This window comes from Polynucleobacter sp. MG-6-Vaara-E2 (genome assembly GCF_018687695.1).
Taxonomy (GTDB): Bacteria; Pseudomonadota; Gammaproteobacteria; order Burkholderiales; family Burkholderiaceae; genus Polynucleobacter.
Genome location: NZ_CP061303.1, coordinates 1,317,920 through 1,336,744 on the forward strand (window position 1 = coordinate 1,317,920; position 18,825 = coordinate 1,336,744).

Genomic DNA, 18,825 nt, shown 5'->3' on the forward strand with positions numbered 1-18,825 from the left:
CTTGTGTGCTCTTAGCTACTAAATCGAGTAGCTCAAGATTTAAAGAAATTCAGGCAACTACATCATTAATGATTAATCAATGATTTGTCATTCATAATAGTATGATCTAGCAACTCTAGTGGTAAGGTCATAATCTTGTTTAAATTTTGTCATCAATTTATTAACCTCTTGCTCACTAGGCTGATCATTGCCAAGCTCTATAAGAATTAACTTACTTAATTGCGGGCATAGCGAATCGATAAAGCTTAGTGAGATATCAGCATCATTAACCAATGATTGCATGAGGAATTCAAGATTCTCAGGATGATTGTTATAGTTAGCTCGGTTTTGAGTCAAACAACTTTGCTCAGTTCCTTTTATGAGCTTAGCAATTAGCTCAAAGTAGTTTAATGGCAATTGATTAAGTGGTGTATTCCTGAGTAATCTTACGGTCTCTACTTCTTGACTATGATCTAAGGAAGATTTATTGGCGGCGCCAACATGGCCAAAGTCATGGCAAAGCATAGTTAGCAACAACAATAGTTTTTGAATATCAGAAAAGTTGTCTATATCTTGCAAATAAAAACCCATCGCAAGAATGGTATCGGCAAAATGCTGACGATTGTGGTAAGCAGGCTCAGTACCAAGCTTTTCCTGATGACTACCTTCACTCTCAACATAAGCAATCATTTGCTCTGAGATTCTCAAGAGATTTTGAGTGTGGGGATCATCTGATTTAGCTGATATACCAGCAATTAATTGCGCCTGAAGAAAACTCTTTGCTAGAGAATGCTCCGAATATCTTCGCGATTGAAGAATATTTTGAAAGTGATGTTTTTTTGAATTAGACACTTTATCTTTAGCACTATATTATCAATGTCAGATATATTTACTACTGCCCTTTTACCTGATAGCCTGCCCGCATTACTCCAGATCCCTGACCAATAGTAGTAGTTAGGGTTGACCACTTACCAGTTAAGCTACCTAGCGAGCCAAACTGGCCAATCATATTTAAGGTTGCTGATCCTGGTCCAGAGGTAGTCCCCATGGGTAATTGTACGTTTTGAGCATTTGCTGCTGTTAGGGCACTAAAGCTCGAACTTCCAGAACTCACTATGCTTCCAGTGGCGCCGTTAAAGTTGGCATAAGAAACGTTATAAGAGTTTGTCATCACAGAAGTTGAATAATTAAGTACAACTGTTTGCGAGTTGATAGTTGCAGTAGCGCCAGTTCCACAGTTCGTATTTTGACAGGCCATGCCAATGTTATTGGCGCTAAAACTAACATTGCCTAGTGGGCCCATTCTGCTATTAATAATGTCGCTTGCAGAATAAATGGTTGGAAATACTAAAAGTGCGTAATAGGTCGCAAAATCACTATTTATAAATTGTGACAAAGTGCTAGTTGGCACTATAGTACCTGGTGGCATACCAAAAGCTTTAACAATCCCTGCCGAAACTTCTGGGTTATTCGAAATAGCATCACTTAGTACGCTAGCACTTAGCATATTGCTATTGCCATTTAAAGCAGTTTGGGCATTGACTGCATTTGTAAAACTGGTTTTAAAGTTCTGAGCAGCAGCAGCACTTACATAACGACTAGCATCTACAGAATTAGCTAACTCAGCTGAAGATAGGCCTGAATTCGATTGGGTGTTTGATTGATTAGGGTTGTTTGAAGAGCTAGCTGCAGTCTGGGTATTTGGCGCCGTATTACTAGACCCCACTTTTTGAGTAATCCCTTTAAGTGTTTCAATAGGTACTAGCGATGGACTAGAAAGATTTCCCTGGGCACCAACCTGTACCCCCCAACCAGATTTACTCAATGTCGCTGTTGAGCTAGCACCCTGATTAGTACTGGTGATGCCAACAACGCCATGCAATAAAACGACGGTAGAAGACCCATTGGGCGCGACCTCACCGGCAACCCCAGTTCCGCGCACCGCAATCGTCGCATTTGGAATCGAGACTTTCATAGCGTCAGGATTGCCATTAGAGATCTTTCCCGAAACAAACTTAAATGCCCCGCGTTGAATACTGACATTCAACTCCGATTTATTGGGGTCATAGACAAACTTATCAATGATCAAGATACTGTTGGGTCCAATATTGAAAACAGACTGATCCTTGAGTAGAATCTGCAGTCGGTTTTGAGGGCCAGTCTTAATTTCATCATTCAAATAAATCGGCTGACCCGTTCCCGCGGATCGCCCAATGATCTTGCCTTCTAAAGATACGGTTTTAATAGTTGCTGGTTCATTAGCCAAAGCAATGATGCCTGACTGTGCTGGCATTTGATCTGCAAATGCGCCACCCATACCAATGCAAACAAGGAAAGAAAGATAAATTACCTGAGAAATGAGGAGGCGATGATTTATTAAGCTCATAGTCAATTTCCTAAAAATTGATTGCCTTACTTTCCTAAAATTTTATACCCATTACCAACACCCATATAAGCACTACCGCTATTAATGCTGGTATATACAGTGGCTAAGTTAGCCCTATTAGTGACATTTTGAAGCCCCACTGAAGTTAAAACGACATCCATTGCAGCGCTCACTGGCGCTGTAGAGACCTGTCCTGATACAGGCAAACTAACAATCGTTGGTGAACTCCAATTGATTGCTGTTGCACTATTTGAACCACTTACCGTTCCAGTGTACCCATTGAACTGATTAAAACTAATGTTGTAGTTGTTCGTTACAGTTGAATTTTGGAAATTGAAAATAAATGCATGGTTATTAATCGTTGCAGATCCCCCGCCACAGTTGACGCCCGGAATACAGCTCATTGCCACGTTTGTTGTACTAAATGTCACATTTCCTAAAGGACCAAGAACTGTAGGAGTTGCAATCGTTTGGGAGATAGTTTCAAGCGTAGGAAGCGTCTGGGCAGCTGTAAGTGCTGAGGCATAAGCACTTAAGGAGCTATTGGCAGCTGCCAATGCAGATGCAGAAGCTTGATTTGCTGCTGTCTGAGCTGAGGTCATTGCATTAGTAGCAGCAGAATTGGCATTACCAGCAGAAGTAATCGCCGTATTCGCTTGGGTGCTGATGGTATTTGCTTGACTGACGATACTGGCTGCAGCGGTCTTAGAATCTTGTGAAGCACCTGAGCCATTAAGAACTAAATTAGCCTGGGTAGTTGCAGTATTTGCATATCCAATCGCCGTTGTCGCAGCTTGACTACTCGATGTCGAATTTTGAGAGGCGCTTGTTGCACTTGTAGATGTTTGAGTTGAGTAATTGCTTGCTAAATTCGATGCAGAGGAAGCCGAAGCGGCGGCGGCAGCGGCTAATTCATTAGCGCGGATTGCAAGTTCAGGTGCTGTGCCAGTAACAGCGTTAGCTGCAATTGTCGCTTGATTTGCTGCAGTCGTAGCATATGTCGATGCTAGATTATTTTGAGTTGTAGCGTTACCTGCTTGAGTGACAGCAGTACTGGCTAAAGATTGAGAAGTACCTAGATAAGTATTTGCTGAAGAGAGTTGCGCATTTCCTAAACCAAGATTATTGCTTGCTTCCGCAGTGGAGTAACTTGTCGAACTTGCGCCCGCTAAGGCAGTAGAGGTATTGACCGCTGTCGATGCGCTGTTTCCGATGGTAGATTGAATGGTGGAAGATGTTATGGGCATACTAGTCGAAGCGATACTATTTGTTACCGCGGTAATAGCTACCGCCTCAGATAGCTGTGGAGCTACAACATTAGCATTAGCACTTGTGCTTGTAGAAACTGCTGTTGCAGAAGAAATAACAACCGCTTCAGATGCGACTGGAGTCGTAGTGTTGGCAGTAGAACTGGCAGTGCTTGTTGCTGGGGCACTACTAGCAGTATTAGTTTGCGTTGTCTGGGAAGACTGATTAGAGGAGCTACCAGTTGCATTGGTATTATTTTGGACTGGTGCTGTAGACGAGCTAGATGCTGTTTGAGTAGTAGTTTGGTTTGTTTTTGAAGTTTGGATAATGTTTCGAGACACATCCGCAGGCAATTTCACCGGTGCACTCACCACACCTGAGGGATTAATTTGTACCGCCCAACCTGATTTTGTTAAGGTTGAAGTACTGTTGTTAGCAATACTAGTTACATTAACAACACCATGAAGCAAAATCACTGTTGCCGATCCATTGGGCTCTACTGTTCCAGCCACTCCAGTTCCTCTTACAGCAATTGTGGCATTTGGCAAACTCACCTTCATTGCTTCTTCAGAGGAATTGGCAATCTTGCCAGAGAAAAACTTAAAGGCTCCTTTTTTTACGGAAACATTCAGGTCTGATTTTTGTGTATCGTAAACAAACTTATCAATCACAATCGTACTATTAGGTCCAATATTAAATACGGTCTGGTCTTTAAGTAAAATTTGAGCCTTAGATGTGGGGCTAGTACTAATTTCATCATTTAAATAAATTGACTGACCCACTAACACCATGCGGTTTAGCACAGCACCTGTAATAGGTTTTGTTTTGACAGCAATCGGCTCCGATGCTACTGAGATAATTCCAGACTGCAGCGGCATTTGATCAGCATATGTACTCTTCACGACTATCAAAACAAGAAAAATCATGTATTGTATTTTCAAGCTCGAAGAGTGCATACCAATCAATTGAATGATTAAAAACCTTTACTGAAAACCAACATATACTGCCTTGATTGGCTTGCATAGGTCTGCACATTAGAGTTGGAATTACTTTGCTGATAATTTAAACTCATTGTTAAATCTTTGCGTTCAGGTCTTGTAAAATAAGGGAGTGCAACTGTATATGAGCCACCAATACTGGCTGTCTGGATCTGTTTTTGAATCCCACTAATTGGGTCACTATCGGCATATTGATTGCTAAGATTACTCACAAATCCTGTGATCATCCCATATTTAAAAAGGTAACTAATACTTGCTAACTCATAATTCATCATATAACTTTCATAGCTCAACTTGGCGGCATAGTTATAGTGAGATAGGTTTGCCTCCGCTAACCAATTAGCATTAATAAAGTATTTACCACTTAAAATATAACCGGTCATAAAATTACTTCTTGCGTTCGTTCCAGAGTAGTTTTGACCTTCTAATTGATTGTTATAGCCATAATTAAAACTACCATTGACAAGGAGGCTCTCACCAATCGCTTTTTGGTAAGAGCTAGAAGCCCAATTGCTATTCATATATCCCTTATTACTCAGGGTTGTTTGAGAACTATTCCAACCCAAAGTAAAACGATCAGTAATATCACCAGACTGATATGCAATTGTTCCTGTGTTAACTCCTAAATTCGCCAAACCATAATTAATATCAGGATTAGAATTTTGATATTGCTGGTTATAGCGACTTAATGTCACGACAATGGATTCATTCGCTTGATTTTCAAGGGATCGCTCAAAACTTACTGAGCCAAAATACATAAATGTTGTTGCATAGTTAGAGGCATATGATGGATTAGTGAGATCAAATCCTTGGATCGTCAAATATCTTGGCGAACTTAAAGGATTCATAGATCTTCCGATACCCGCCTGCAAAATACCGCTATATTTCCAAACTTTTTCGTCATACTCAAGAGTTCCCAGCTCTGCCTTCGCAGCATCCTTTTGAAGTTGAGTAGCCAAAGGATTGTCGATTACCTCTTGGAAATACCCCTTAGCCTCTACAGCATTACCTAAGTGCTTTTCGGTTTGCGCCATTAATAACTGAACCCTAGGCTCATTTGGATATAGGCTTAAAACACGATCTAAGGTAGCTGATGCCCCCTTAAAGTTACCAATCTCGAGTTGCGCAAGAGCGAGTTCAACATTGAGCGGTAAAGAAGTTGGGTTTTGATAGACCTTCTCAAATAAGTTATCTGCTTTTTTTTGTCTGCCCCCATCCAAAGGAGTAAATTGATCATTCGAAAAGTCGATTGATCCAGGCGTTTGAGTCTCCATGTTGACTAATGGGGCTGGACTTTGAGCCAATGCAGATCCAATACTCACCGTAAAAAATGCTGTAAGTACCTGTGCCAAGTAAGTTTTAGAATGAGATATTTGGAGCATGAATCTAAGAATTATCAATGAGACTATAGGTTGATCAATAAATTCAATTAGTTCACAAATTTAGCGGTAAATATATTGAGCACCTCAACCTTGCCGCGGATTTCAGTACTGCCCACTAAATTAATTTGAATAGTCCTGTTATTGAATTCCAAAATTTGACCATCCACCAAGTTATCAGAGGCAATCAAAATGGGTTGACCCTTTTCCTTGGTTAGACTCTCTAGTCGCGATGCAGTATTGACGGCGTCCCCCAGCGCGGTATAGTTAAAGCGAAACTCAGAACCAAAATTGCCTACAGTGATTGGTCCTGAGCAAATTCCAATACCAAAGGCGATTTTAATTTCGAGGGTGATGGGATCAAGGTTATAAATTTGGGAGCGAATGATTTCCAAATCCTCTTGGATTCGACACGCACCATAAATCGCGCGAATTGTATGATTATCTTGTTTTTCAGGCGCATTCCAAAAGGCCATTACTGCATCGCCAATATACTTATCGATAGTGGCACCGCTCTCTATCAGTCTCGCAGTAACTTCATTCATAATGGTGCCGATTACCTTAACCATCAATTCTGGATGTGGCTTGAGTTTTTCTGTAAGCGCAGTAAATCCTCTCAAATCTAAAAAAAGAACGCTTGCTTCTATCAACTCACCTCCTAGTTTAGGCGCAAGATCACTTTTAGAAATTCGCTTAACTACATCAGGGGGAACATACTGTGCAAATGAATTTTGTAATTTTTTTCTCAAGCGCTCCTCATAAAAGGATTGTAAGACATAAGTAATAAATCCACCGCTGATTAAAATTAAGGAGCTGGTTAAAAAATTGAAAACAAATCCAAACTTTATAAATGAAAAAGCAGAAATTCCAACTAATATTGAAAAGCTGGCACTCACAATCATTAGCGAGTACATCAAAGGAACCCGGACTATTGAGTAACAGACCATAATCGCAATCAGTGCGCACAAAAGAAAAATCATACGATCAAAACCTAGGCTACTGGTGATGTATCGTTCAGATAAAATTTGATCTAAGGTTTGTAGGTGCAATAGCGCGCCAGGAATAGAGTCTTCATTAATTGTTGCATGTCGATCTCCAAGTGCGAGAGCGTTCACTCCGAAGATTGCTAAGTGATTATCCAAACCTGCAACTGGTCCATCCAAGAATCGGGAAGCAGAAATTTGCCTAAATCGTTGAGTGCTACCATGATGGTATAGCAATTGACCTTTGAGATTAGCTTGTACGATGAAGTCACCAACCTTGATTAGGAGTCCGTGACCACTATCAGTTAGCTTAACGACATAATTTCGAGCACCCTGTGCGACACGAAGCATTTCCATGCTCAAAGAGGGAATCAACTGTCCCTGGTGATTTGCAATAATTAAATTTTCACGGATTAGGCCATCCTGCTCGTTAGCGTTTACGAATCCAAATCCAGGGGCACTTTTGATCGTTTTTTGAGGAAGAATTAGGCTAGAGCTTGATAAGAGTTGTTCACTAACATCATTAGAGCTTACAAATAAATTTTGAAGACGAGAATGTTCAATTAATGCTGCAGATTTTTGGTTCTTGCCTAATGAAAAAGCAATAACCGCTGGGGATTGAGACAACACCTCATCTAATTTAATATCCCCACTTTCAAAACCTAAATTCTGCAATATATTGATGGGGATATGTAAGTTACGAGCAAGCTGATGAGGAGAGTATCGATCCTCTTCTAAAAAAAGTACATCAACTCCAATTGCCGCAACACCACTCTTCTTCACATTATTAATAATTTTGGCAATCACCTGTCTTGGCCATGGCCATTGCCCTAATTGATTTAGAGCATCATCATCTATGGCAATAAGAATTAATCCAGCGGAGTTGTCGCGATAATATTGATCGTATGGAAATGTTTGAGATAAGAAATCTAATGATTTTTTACTGCCAAAATCATTAAATTCAAAAATATCAAAGAAACTGAGAGTAAATAGAAAAATCGTAGCAATAAGACCTACTTTCAAAGGGCTTACTTGCCTAATATTCATTTTAGGGGAAAAACGGATTTTCATAGCTCAAGTAGATGGTAAACATAGGTCTAATAATTAAAAACTAACTACAATCTAAAAAATATTTCAACCAAAAAAGGCATACGAAAGAGATGATTCTCGTAGAATGCTAAAAATACTTTCTCACGCTATTTGTGCAACCATTTTACCCACTAAATCTGAAGAATCCGTGAATCCTGTGATGTTAAATAAGCCATTTAGTAGCCTTCTGAGCGACCTTATTATTGGCATTATTCAACGCTATGCCAAAGATAGAGACATTGTTTTAGCTCTTAACTGGGCTCTTCCTATTATTCTGGAATCCATACAAGCTCAGGCACTATCCTTATTTTTAGCCAATCATGATCAATCTAAACTTCAATGCGAGATCTGCCTTGGACCAGTAGACATCAAAGGAATATCGATTCCATCAAACACAGGTTTAGTTGGCAAGTCGTTTACTACCCAAACAGGACTTCTAACTCAAGACGCCAAGACTGATGCAAATCATTATTCTGCGGTAGATAAAAAAACCGGGTTTGAGACTCACTCAATATTGACAGTACCAATCATGTCTGGCAAGCGCAGTTATGGTTGTCTACAAGCGATCAATCGGATGGATAATGGTCGCATTACTCATTTTGACCAATCCCACCTTGAGTCTTTTGAACACCTTGCTCTAATTTTGGGAGTAGCTTTTGAAAATCTCTCCCTCACAGAGCAAATGATTAAAGATGCCTTAATTAAAAAAGATTTGTTAACTGCTGAGGAAACCCAAAAAAATCTATTTGCTTCCCTGGAAAATATTGATGTCATTCATGGTTTGGTTATCCCAGCACGCAATCTTTCGGGTGATTTTTTAGACTACCTTAGGATTGACAATTCAATCTTTTTTTGTGAGGGTGACGTATCAGGAAAGGGCATCCCTGCCGCCTTAACAGTGGCAAGGTGCCTAGCCCTATTTCGGTATATGGCAAACCAGGGCCAATCGTCTGCTGAAATCGCCATGTACTTGAATCATGAAATGTACCAGATGTCCGAACGCTTTGAAGGCTCAGCGGGATTTGTAACACTGTTTATCGGTCAATATGATCTTACGACCAAAAAGGTGGAATACCTTAACTGTGGTCATGGCAATATTGTGATCTGTGATGCGAACCAAGAAATTGATACTCGGGCTTCTGCCCTCCCCCCTATTGGGGTTGTTCCCTCCGAGGAATTAAATTGGCAGTGTGAGCAGCTTGAATTAGACGCTAAGAAAATGTTTATTTTTACAGACGGCATCTTAGAGGCAAAGATTACAGGAACAAACGATGAAATCGGGCTAGAAGGCGTTATTTCGCTTATTAAATTGATCGCTTGTTTATCGCCCCAAAAAGGCGCTGGGAAAATTCAAAGCTTGTTTATTGGAAACAGATTAGAAACCTGTGATGACGCAACTATGCTGATTCTAGGTAGTTTCAATACAACTCTATCTTAACGCTCCCAATAATTAACCTGTTTGGTACTGTTGCTAGCACGCAATATTCCAACTAGTAATTTCATATTTGAGAGTGTTGGCGTAACTGGTTGGCCACTATAAACTAAAGCCTTTAAATCCTTTTCTTCGATACGAATATTTCCGTTGCGAATAAAAGAGAGTAGATTGCGAGTAACCACTTCTGCCAAGCCTTTTTGGCTTTCAATAGCAGATTGAAATACCTGGGTTGGCAAAAACATCATCTCTGCATCTTCAGTAATAACTACCGTCGCAGATCGTGGTAAACCATCAATAAGTCCAAATTCACCTACATATTCACCTGGATGAACCGACTTTATTTCATTAAATGTATTGGTACTGATATTGGCAAGCCTAATGGTGCATTGCCCTTTTAATAAAATAAAAAGGCCATTAGGCTCATCACCCTCGCAGAAAAGAAACTGCCCTCTTTTTCCCTCGACATTTGAAACTAAGCCCATAAGGTAAATGAGGTCAGTGCCGCTTAATCCCATAAAAAATGGGATATCCTCAATATTAATCTCAGCGGTTGGCTTATGCTCAGCTTTAGTCCCTACAGGATTTGTGCCACGGGTTGCAGTAGAAGGAATTGGCGGGACGTAAGACGGGGAGGTTTTTTTCAACTCTTGGAGCTTGGCAATTTTTTCTTTTGCCTGGGTATGCCCCATTTTTAACGCCAACTGATAAGTCGCAAGCGCCTTATCGTAATCAACAATTCCTGCTCGACCAGTTTGGTAGTAATGCGCAAGACTAAGAATGGCTTTTAAATGCCCTAACTTTGCCGCCTTGTAGAAATTCTGAAAGGCATTGCTTGGGCTCATTGCACAACCCCAACCAATATCTTGATACTCACCCAACTTATAGATTGCCTCTGGGTCGTTTTGCCTTGCAGCTCTTGAGTAATAGGAGTAGCTGGTAGACAAGCTAGCCTGCACGTTTCGACCCGAGAAATACTCTTGGGCAAGCTCGATTTGAGCTTTTACATCGCCTTTGTCGGCTTTACTCTTCAAACGCTCAATTTTGCTAAAGTCAAACATGAAATAAGCCTAAGGTTGTTTTATTAACATTCTAATTTAAGTAATCTACGCCATCGAGTGATCTTGAACTAGAAGATGGATAGATTGGGGGGTACTCGGAAGTTAAATATACTCTAAGTAATTGAATTTAATCAACTTTTATCAGACTAAATATTTACATTCAATCATCACTAGCAAAAAAATATTAAAAAAATAGCGGGCAATCCGCAAAATCTAATCACTTTTCTAAGAGCGATATTGCGCTTTCTATTCTTTCCCTCTTCTTAAAAACTTTGGGATAAAGCTAAATTCTTTACTCGGAGAGGCCTGACTCTTTGGTTGAGTTTGATTGACTCTAGTGCTAACTAAAGTTTTAGGTTGCTCAATAATTTTGCTTGCGGTTCTATTTATTGGATGCTTAGTCAGCAAATTTGGAGTAATTTTTTTTATGGGAACAAAAAGAGTGCTCAAAGACTCTAACTTTTCATAAATAAAATTTCCTAAATTGAGAAAATTTTCTGCAATTACAGGATCAGCAGATGTGCATAAAAAACCTTCCTCATAATATCGGTCTATCCCAGGAATTCTATATATAGGCGGCGATACTGAGCAGTTTGTTAAAAAATCCAAACCACTAAATTTAGGAATCTCGCTTTGACTTGGATCAATTCGACTTGGAACAACTACTACGGCTTGATTAATCAATCTCAATTTGTCCATATTTTTTTGAATATATTCCAATACAAATATTTCTGTACTGGCAACCTCCAAGGAGGTATCAGAAGAAGGGACGATGATCAAATCAAAGTCTAGTAAAAAATCATATGGCAGACCAAAGGTCCATGTTAAATCGGCAATTACAATGTCGACACCAACAGAGTATGTATTAAGTGCTTGCCTTGCCTCCATAAGACTCCAATTTGAGCCTTGTTTAAAAAAAAGTTCTTTTTTGTAAACCCCTATATTGGGGTCATGAATTTTTTTTATTAGAGTTGCACCACTTGCTTGTCTATCAAAATCGATAAAAGAGATTTTCTTATGATGATGAGCAGAAAAATAACCAGCTAAATTCGAAGCAATTGTGCTCTTACCAACCCCACCTTTTTGATTGGTAATAATGATTTTTACTTGTTTCATACCTTTATTTCAAAGCTTGATTTTTTATTAAAAAATGTCTTATTTTAGTAATCACTAACACCCTAATTTTCTTATTCTTAACTAATATACATTAATGAGATTAATTATCTTCATTAAAGAAAAAACTGTCCTATGGTCAAGACTTATGGGGTTTAAAAAATAGCAAGTCAAGGCAAAAGAGATTTTTGGACCACAATTTAGGTTTACAGCACCGCTCTAATTGCTCTAGTCACTACATCTTCCAACCAAGCAAAATCTATCTGTTCGTGAGCCTCACAGATAAACCAGGGCTCCCTAGAATCTGGCTCCAACATGACACCATACTCTATTAGCTTCCAGGCAAAATTCTTATACAAGGAGTTATTCACTTTTCTCCACTGTCGATAATTTTGAGGAACTTCGCTAGAGAAGTGGATACCAAGCATTGCAGGAGGACCTGCAAAGGAGTGCTCAATTCCTGCCCCAGTAAATACGCGACCTAATAACGACCGAATTTTCTCTCCACTCTCGTCAATCGTTTTTAGGGCATTGGTATTGGCAAGTATCTCGAGTGTTGCATGCGCCGCACTCAAAGCAATCAGGTTGGCGGTATAGGTTCCACCATGGACAACACCACCTTCGTGAGAACCAACTACATCCATGATGTTGGCTTTACCCCCAAAGGCAGCGACAGGATATCCATTTCCCATAGCCTTGGCATAAGTGGTGAGATCGCCATATATTCCATAGAGAGATTGCGCCCCACCCTTTGCCACTCGAAAACCTGTCTTGACCTCATCAACTATTAGAATCGTACCGTTTTGGGTGCAAAGCTCGCGCAATCGCTGTAACCAACAATGACACGCTGCAATACTGCCCGCATTCCCAATAATGGGTTCCAATAAAACACATGCAAGAGAATCTTTTCGAGTAGCAAAAAGTTGTTCAAGAGATTCAAAATCATTGAGTTCAATAAAATCAACAAGCGCTCTAGTATTTTGCGGAATACCTGCCCCAAAAGGAATGATTTTAGGAGGGCAAGTATCGCCAGCATTCCAATGCTCAATATCTGATTTCCACATCATCTCGTCGACTAAGCCATGAAAGCTACCTTCGACAATTGCAATTCGATCTCGCCCAGTAAATCCGCGCGCCGTTCTGACTGCCCCCATCACTGCTTCGGTACCGGAATTGGCAAAGCGTAATTTTTCAATTTGTGGGCACAGCTCTTTAATTTTCTTTACAACCTTAGTATCCAGTGATGTAGAAAAGCCTGATAAAGTTCCACCCTCACTAATTTGACGGATAACAGCTTGATCCACCCTATCGTCGCGATAACCCAAAATAATAGGCCCATAGCCTAATCGAAAATCAATATATTGCTTACCATCACAATCGGTTAATTTAGCGCCTTTCGCAGAGTCAACAAATACAGTCTGATCATCGCCCCAGTAGCGATAATTTTCAGCGACTCCCTGAGGCATATGCAAGTGAGCCTCTTGCATTAACTTTGACTGGTTCTTCAATATCATAATAGGGACTATAAATAATAGAAATGCTATGAGAGTGAGCTTATTTGATCGGGGCGTAGATACATCCCTACCCTGTCCTCTAATAATTTGACTACATGTAATTCAGCAGCTGAGTCCCCGTATATTGCTTTGGCCTCTTCAAAAATTTTCTGCACAAATTGACCCATCGTCAAGTCAAATCCTTGAGATTGCGCAATTTGATTCACCAGGGCCAAATCCTTGCAACACAAAGCTAAAGAGAAGCTTGGGTCGTAATGACCAGCGAAGATAGAGGGAATATCATGCTGAGCTACCCAACTATTACCAGCAGAAGACTGAATTGCTTGGGCGACAATTTCTAGAGGAATATTTGCTTTAGCGCCAAGCATTAGGGCTTCGCCAATCACTGCTGCGTGTGTAAACCATAATAAATTTGTTAGTAACTTTATCGTGGCACCATTACCTGGCTTACCGACATAAAATATTTTTTCGCCAAGTACTTCAAAGATGGGTTTATGCCGTTCAAAATTTGAGAGGTCGCCGGCAACAAATATCGATAATTTACCCAGTGCTGCAAAATCAACCGCATTGGTAACTGGTGCCTCTAAAAAACCAACATTTTTATTAGCCAATTCCTGTGATAATTCTTGTGCAAGTTCTACAGAGCTTGTAGAGGTATCAATGATTGTTGATTCTGGTTGTATTGAATCAATGAGGCCATTGGGGTCAAACATCACCTCCTTCACTTGGTTTGGTCCTGGCAAAGAGCAAATTACCACTTGAGAGTGTTTGCCTAACTCAGTAATACTTTTTGCAAAACTAGCCCCTAGAAGTAATAAGTTATCAGCCTTATGGGTATCGCGATCAAAAACACTAACTCGATATCCGGCTCTGATTAAATTGGCAGCCATGGGATTACCCATATTTCCAATCCCAATAAAGCCAATGGATGGCTTATCTGATAATTTAGACATTTCTATACACGCTTAAACTCCAGAAAGTGACAATGCGTCTTAGCCCTGCTTTCATATACAAATCCATAGTTTGCTAATAATTGCTTAGCATCGGCAAAACTATAAGTACGATAGTGAATGGTTTGAGCCATAACGCGGTCGTCTTTATCATCTAAGTAATAGTGCTTTGTAAATCCAAGTTCTAATGGTTCAATTTTTTGCGAATAAATCATTCCATTAGTTATAGGCTTCTCATAATCGTGATGGGGCCCTTGAATTCCAAGCAGCAACTTTCCACCGATCTGGACAAATTTACTCAAATTCTCTAGCCCAAGATGATTTAACTGCTCATCATAAATATGGCTTACCAAAAGTGGCTCTTTATCACCATCAATCACAAAATACCAAACGCCGCCATAAGAAAAAGCCAAACGATATTGCTGCTCCAAATCTAACTCTGTAATATTTTGTCGGCTGAGTTTGATATTTGGAAATGATTCCAGTCTCTTTTGCGCAATATTAAGCATTGATTGGGTTAAATCAATCCCTCGAATATTCGCATGCGGTTGACGCTTGGCAATTTCTTCCAATATTAAACCAGTGCCGCAGCCGATTTCTAAGACATTTTCAAAAGGTTGGTGGTTAAGCAAACCATCCACAATGGCTGGATAGTCGTAATAACCAGAAGTCATAATCATGTCGTAATAATTCGACATCTTGGTGTAATCACCCATTTATTCTTAATCTCTCATTAATAATTTTGTATTTTTTAATTAAACTGCTTTTTACTATACTCAAATACTCCAATTAACTCATTTGTGGGTCTGTATAGTTATAGCCTGGAAGAACAATATTTTTAATATTTATCATTCCTTAAGGGGCACATGGGATTGCCGATTTTCTAAAAGGAGTAACACTATTTTTCTTTGTAAACCCGAAACATTATCAGGGTCATCAAAGTATTTAGAAAGCTTTTGAATATCTGAAGCACTTATAATTTGCTGTAACTTTGAAATCGTAATTTTTAATTCCTCAGCCGCAATCTCGGGATGGGAAATTAAATACTCAAGCCCATGCCCACTTGAATTTCCGCCATCATTTTTATAACCGACAGTTTGCTCTAGGCCCATTTGTACTTTAGCTTTTTCAAGCAAGCGATTAAGCTCATCTTGCGATAAATGCAGACGCTTGGCTTCTGCCTCTATTAACTCTTGCTCCTCCTCAGAGATCACCCCATCCTCTAGCATTTTATAAAGATCATCCATCATTGATTCACGATCAATACGAAGTTGATCACTTAGGGCCGATGAAAGAATAGCAGCTGGAATAGCAAATATACCGATACCCAGTAGTGCCAAAATAATCGTTATTGCCCGACCGACTGGCGTTATAGGGGTTATATCACCGTAGCCAACACTTGCAAGGGTGATCACGGACCAATAAATCGCTTGGGGGATATTTTCAAACTTATCAGGTTGCGCTTCATGCTCAAATAAATAGCCCAAGCAGGCAGCCAGCATGACCAGAAGCAACATAATGAAGATAGAAGCTTTCATTACCGGCCACTCACGGCGAATGACAATAAAGAGTGACTCAGTTGCCCCAGAATAACGAGCCAACTTAAGTAAGCGCATCAGCCTAAAAACCCGTAAGAATCGTAAATCAAACAGATGATGTAAAAAGCTTTCTAAGTAAAAAGGTAAGACGGAAAGCAAATCAATGATGCTAGTTGGTTTAGCAGCATTTTTTAGTCGCCCCATGAACCAAGTTTTGTAAGCGGGATCTTCTGGGGCACTATAAATACGCATTAAATACTCTGTAGAGAAGATACCTACCGCAATTGCATCTAGAATGATAAATTCTGAATGTAGATAGTAATTAATGCTTTGTACTGATTCGAGAATGACGGCCAAGACAGAGATGATTACCCATACGACAATAAATAGATCGAAGATATGATGTAATTCGCCACTTGTTGGAGTTTCATTTACTAATGCATAAACCTTATATCGAAATGATTTTCCTTGATTTTTTTTCAGAAAATCACTTACTGCAGGTATTAGAGCTCTAAATAATTTGAATAAACGTAATAGACGCAATGCTCTGAGGATCCTCAAATCAGCATTGAAAAATGCCCCAAGATAAAACGGCAATATCGAAATTAAGTCAATCAGCGCAAATGGGCTCTTAAAAAAAGCGAATCGTGGTAGCTTTGTATTCTTAAATGATGGGTCCTCTGGAGCAACGTAAAGTCTCAAGACATATTCAATTGAGAAAATTGCTAAAGAAAAAATATCAAAGAGATGGAAAATATTTTGACGCGAGTCATAAATAATGGGAATATGCTCTAAAACCAAACCGGCCATATTTAGTAAAATCATATAAGTAATGAAATGCTCAAACTGACTGTGGTAGTTCTTTTTTATTTGATGATTAAAAAATAAATCATAAATATGTCTTCGCAATCGAATATTTAATTGTGAAGGTAAGTTGGCACTAAAGTTCATAACTTAAACTCTCCGATTTTTACAAGGTAATACCCCGTATCACAAAGACTTAAACGAACATGCATATCACCGATGAGTTTTTGATCACCTTCCATCTGCGATGTCTGAGGGGGGCCTGCGGGATTTAAAGTCAATAACTCAAAGATAAAGGCACCGCTAGTTCCTAAATCGTGCTTATTGCATTGCCCTGCGTATATAGGCGACTCAGGCATAAGTAGGTTGGTATAACCATGAAACGGGCCATGGCTTGAAAAGATAGAATCAAGGCATTCTCTCCAAGTATTAGCTTTGCCCACATTGCTGGTCTGACCCTCTTTTAAGGCGCTACAAAAATTTTTGTCAGATAAATTTTCAGAATGTGGATCATTTGGAATAGCATTAAACCAAGCAAGGATACTTTCGCCATTTTTTAGAGATTCCCCAACTTTTGAGGCCCTATGATAATTACCTATCCCAAGGTAGACAACGACCGAAATATTTGCCAATAGAACCAAAACAAATAGAAAATCAGAAAAACGCATTCCGTGAAATAGTTCTTGAGTTTTTTTAAGCAAAAGAGTCTCCAAAAACCATCGGGTGATTTAAACAGTTAGACCACTAATTACAACTAGCGTATAGTGAATAATCGTAGAGAAGACCATTTATCAACACCATCTATGTTATTGCAAACCATACTTCAAAATTTCTTAAGAAGAACTAAAAAGGTCAAAACAACCTCTGATGTCTCTTTGTCCCCTGCCGCTAGTAGCATAATGCAAAAATTAGCGGAATATGAACAAAATCAGATAATTGATAAAGATGTAGAAAAAGGTTCTGATCCTAAAAACAAAAAGGGTTGAGCGCTTGGGCCTCCAATTTTCGACCAAATAACTGTCATGTGACCGAAATAGCCCTTAAGCACCCTTTTATTGATCAGTCATAGCGAATTTCTTAATTTTTTCCAAAATTGCCAAACTGGCTAAAATTTGGTTTGCAATACGACAATCAATATTCCCTTTAGACAGCTCATAGAGCACAAGATCAGGTCTTTGATCTTGAGGGGCTAAAAGCAGAGCCTTTAAAACCTGAGCTTCAGTCATTTTGGAATGGATTTCTAGTGGGGTTAAGTTGACCTTAACTGCTCCCCCTTTCATTCCAAAGCGAACCTGAGCCATCTCTAGCAGTTCACTAAGTTGCTTTTCTTGCAAATCTTCAAGCGTTGGCAAACGAAACAAATCGTTAGCGGAAGGTGACATCGTAGCGCTATTTTGAGGTTTTTTATAAACAAGGTCATCCATACAGATTCTTCTCTCCAAAGTTTTAACTAGGTCTTTAGACTCTGTTAAGAGGCAAATCAGATGAAATTTAGGGCTCTGACACCATCTGCGCTTCAGCAAATTTCATCTCTAAGGCCAGTCTTTTAAATCCATGCAGATCTGGATAGGTTTTTGATAGGTAATAAATCAGCTCCCGATCGGTCTTACCGTATTGGTGATCTTTGAGCATTAACCTTAATGCCCAAATTAACTGCAATGAAGCGCGGTCATCCCGCAAAATTTTTGCTCTTTCCTCTGCATTTTGGTCCAAAGCCTCTAGATCAATTTCTTTTGCAAAGGTGAGTAACTTTTCAGGCATATTCCACTGGATACCATTGTGAGCCCAAAATAAAAATCGCTTAAAGTCAACGCGCATATTCTGCGCAGAGAAATTTTGCATCCAAGCATGCTCTGTCAGTAAATCAAGTTTCGTCTTAAATTCAGAATATATTCCTTCAAAATTATCCTGCTCAAAATGAAGCTCGCCAGCCGGGTCTCTTCTAGGAAATTTAATTTGTCGAGGATTAATATCCAGAACCAAAGCAGCCGCTTGCCAGGTATAGACGTATTGCTTGGCAACCCAATAATCCCACTCTTGATCAGTCATACAATAGGCTTATCTCAAATCAATAAAAGCATAGCTTACTATGACCTAGGCTTGCTTTGCCTGTTAATTTGATGACTATTAGATAGACTAACAAACTGATTCCACGGGATCAGAATTTTTAAACCGCCAGGCGTAACTAATTTTTGACATCCTTAATTGAGCGCGCCTCAGAAGCGTATTGCTCTGCTATGACTGAGAAGTACTTCAAAGCATCGGGGTCAATTGTAATTTCCTCCGTTTTTTTGTAGTCAAGTACTGTCCTTGCCTCCAAAAAGAGATAAAAGCAAATAAATAGCATTAGG

The 18,825-nt window shown here is 39.5% G+C and carries 16 protein-coding genes; 2 read left to right on the forward strand and 14 right to left on the reverse strand.

The window, feature by feature from the left end; genetic code table 11:
- Positions 1-87 precede the first annotated feature (87 nt).
- The 5 genes from ICV38_RS06805 to ICV38_RS06825 are packed head-to-tail and all read right to left on the reverse strand — an operon-like array spanning position 88 to position 8,020.
- Positions 88-831 carry a hypothetical protein gene (locus ICV38_RS06805; protein ID WP_215378592.1) on the reverse strand — a complete coding sequence of 248 codons (744 nt, stop codon included), beginning with the start codon at positions 829-831 and terminating at the stop codon, positions 88-90.
- Positions 832-871: 40 nt separating this feature from the next.
- The gene (locus ICV38_RS06810) at positions 872-2,365 is read right to left on the reverse strand and encodes a FecR domain-containing protein (RefSeq protein ID WP_215378594.1); all 1,494 of its coding nucleotides are present in this window, start codon (positions 2,363-2,365) and stop codon (positions 872-874) included.
- Between the two features lie 26 nt (positions 2,366-2,391).
- The gene (locus tag ICV38_RS06815; RefSeq protein ID WP_215378596.1) at positions 2,392-4,539 is read right to left on the reverse strand and encodes a FecR family protein; all 2,148 of its coding nucleotides are present in this window, start codon (positions 4,537-4,539) and stop codon (positions 2,392-2,394) included.
- 47 nt (positions 4,540-4,586) lie between these two features.
- Positions 4,587-5,993, reverse strand: coding sequence for a tetratricopeptide repeat protein (locus tag ICV38_RS06820; protein ID WP_215378598.1), 1,407 nt, complete (start codon positions 5,991-5,993; stop codon positions 4,587-4,589).
- 47 nt (positions 5,994-6,040) lie between these two features.
- Entirely contained in the window at positions 6,041-8,020 is a 1,980-nt protein-coding gene (locus tag ICV38_RS06825; RefSeq protein WP_215378600.1) for a CHASE2 domain-containing protein, read from the reverse strand.
- A gap of 127 nt (positions 8,021-8,147) precedes the next feature.
- Here ICV38_RS06825 and ICV38_RS06830 point away from each other — a divergent pair, with 127 nt between their 5' ends.
- Positions 8,148-9,500 carry a GAF domain-containing SpoIIE family protein phosphatase gene (locus tag ICV38_RS06830; protein ID WP_215378602.1) on the forward strand — a complete coding sequence of 451 codons (1,353 nt, stop codon included), beginning with the start codon at positions 8,148-8,150 and terminating at the stop codon, positions 9,498-9,500.
- On the opposite strand, the gene ICV38_RS06835 is transcribed toward ICV38_RS06830, so the two are convergent.
- The 7 genes from ICV38_RS06835 to ICV38_RS06865 all read right to left on the reverse strand — a co-directional run bounded on the left by ICV38_RS06835 (position 9,497) and on the right by ICV38_RS06865 (position 17,175).
- Positions 9,497-10,555, reverse strand: a complete 1,059-nt coding sequence (locus ICV38_RS06835; protein WP_215378604.1) for a cyclic nucleotide-binding domain-containing protein — start codon at positions 10,553-10,555, stop codon at positions 9,497-9,499. The two genes, ICV38_RS06830 and ICV38_RS06835, sit on opposite strands and share 4 nt — an antisense overlap.
- 246 nt (positions 10,556-10,801) lie before the next feature.
- Positions 10,802-11,671, reverse strand: a complete 870-nt coding sequence (locus ICV38_RS06840; protein ID WP_215378606.1) for a ParA family protein — start codon at positions 11,669-11,671, stop codon at positions 10,802-10,804.
- A gap of 203 nt (positions 11,672-11,874) precedes the next feature.
- Positions 11,875-13,182 (reverse strand): aspartate aminotransferase family protein, encoded by a 1,308-nt coding sequence (locus tag ICV38_RS06845; RefSeq protein WP_215378607.1) that lies wholly within the window; start codon positions 13,180-13,182, stop codon positions 11,875-11,877.
- A gap of 26 nt (positions 13,183-13,208) precedes the next feature.
- Positions 13,209-14,135, reverse strand: coding sequence for an NAD(P)-dependent oxidoreductase (locus tag ICV38_RS06850; protein WP_215378609.1), 927 nt, complete (start codon positions 14,133-14,135; stop codon positions 13,209-13,211).
- A gap of 2 nt (positions 14,136-14,137) precedes the next feature.
- On the reverse strand, positions 14,138-14,848 hold the full coding sequence (locus ICV38_RS06855) for a trans-aconitate 2-methyltransferase (protein ID WP_215378611.1): 711 nt from the start codon (positions 14,846-14,848) through the stop codon (positions 14,138-14,140).
- A gap of 132 nt (positions 14,849-14,980) precedes the next feature.
- Positions 14,981-16,621 (reverse strand): ion transporter, encoded by a 1,641-nt coding sequence (locus ICV38_RS06860; RefSeq protein ID WP_215378613.1) that lies wholly within the window; start codon positions 16,619-16,621, stop codon positions 14,981-14,983.
- Complete coding sequence (locus ICV38_RS06865; protein WP_215378615.1) at positions 16,618-17,175, reverse strand: hypothetical protein; 558 nt, start codon at positions 17,173-17,175, stop codon at positions 16,618-16,620. The genes ICV38_RS06860 and ICV38_RS06865 overlap by 4 nt, the downstream gene beginning before the upstream one ends.
- Positions 17,176-17,238: 63 nt before the next feature.
- Between ICV38_RS06865 and ICV38_RS06870 the strand changes: the two genes are divergently transcribed.
- Positions 17,239-17,460, forward strand: coding sequence for a hypothetical protein (locus tag ICV38_RS06870; RefSeq protein WP_215378617.1), 222 nt, complete (start codon positions 17,239-17,241; stop codon positions 17,458-17,460).
- Between the two features lie 66 nt (positions 17,461-17,526).
- Here ICV38_RS06870 and ICV38_RS06875 read toward each other — a convergent pair whose 3' ends face one another.
- Both ICV38_RS06875 and ICV38_RS06880 read right to left on the reverse strand, forming a co-directional pair.
- Positions 17,527-17,898, reverse strand: a complete 372-nt coding sequence (locus ICV38_RS06875) for a hypothetical protein (RefSeq protein WP_215378619.1) — start codon at positions 17,896-17,898, stop codon at positions 17,527-17,529.
- 67 nt (positions 17,899-17,965) lie between these two features.
- Positions 17,966-18,523 (reverse strand): hypothetical protein, encoded by a 558-nt coding sequence (locus tag ICV38_RS06880; protein ID WP_215378621.1) that lies wholly within the window; start codon positions 18,521-18,523, stop codon positions 17,966-17,968.
- Between the last annotated feature and the right edge of the window lie 302 nt (positions 18,524-18,825).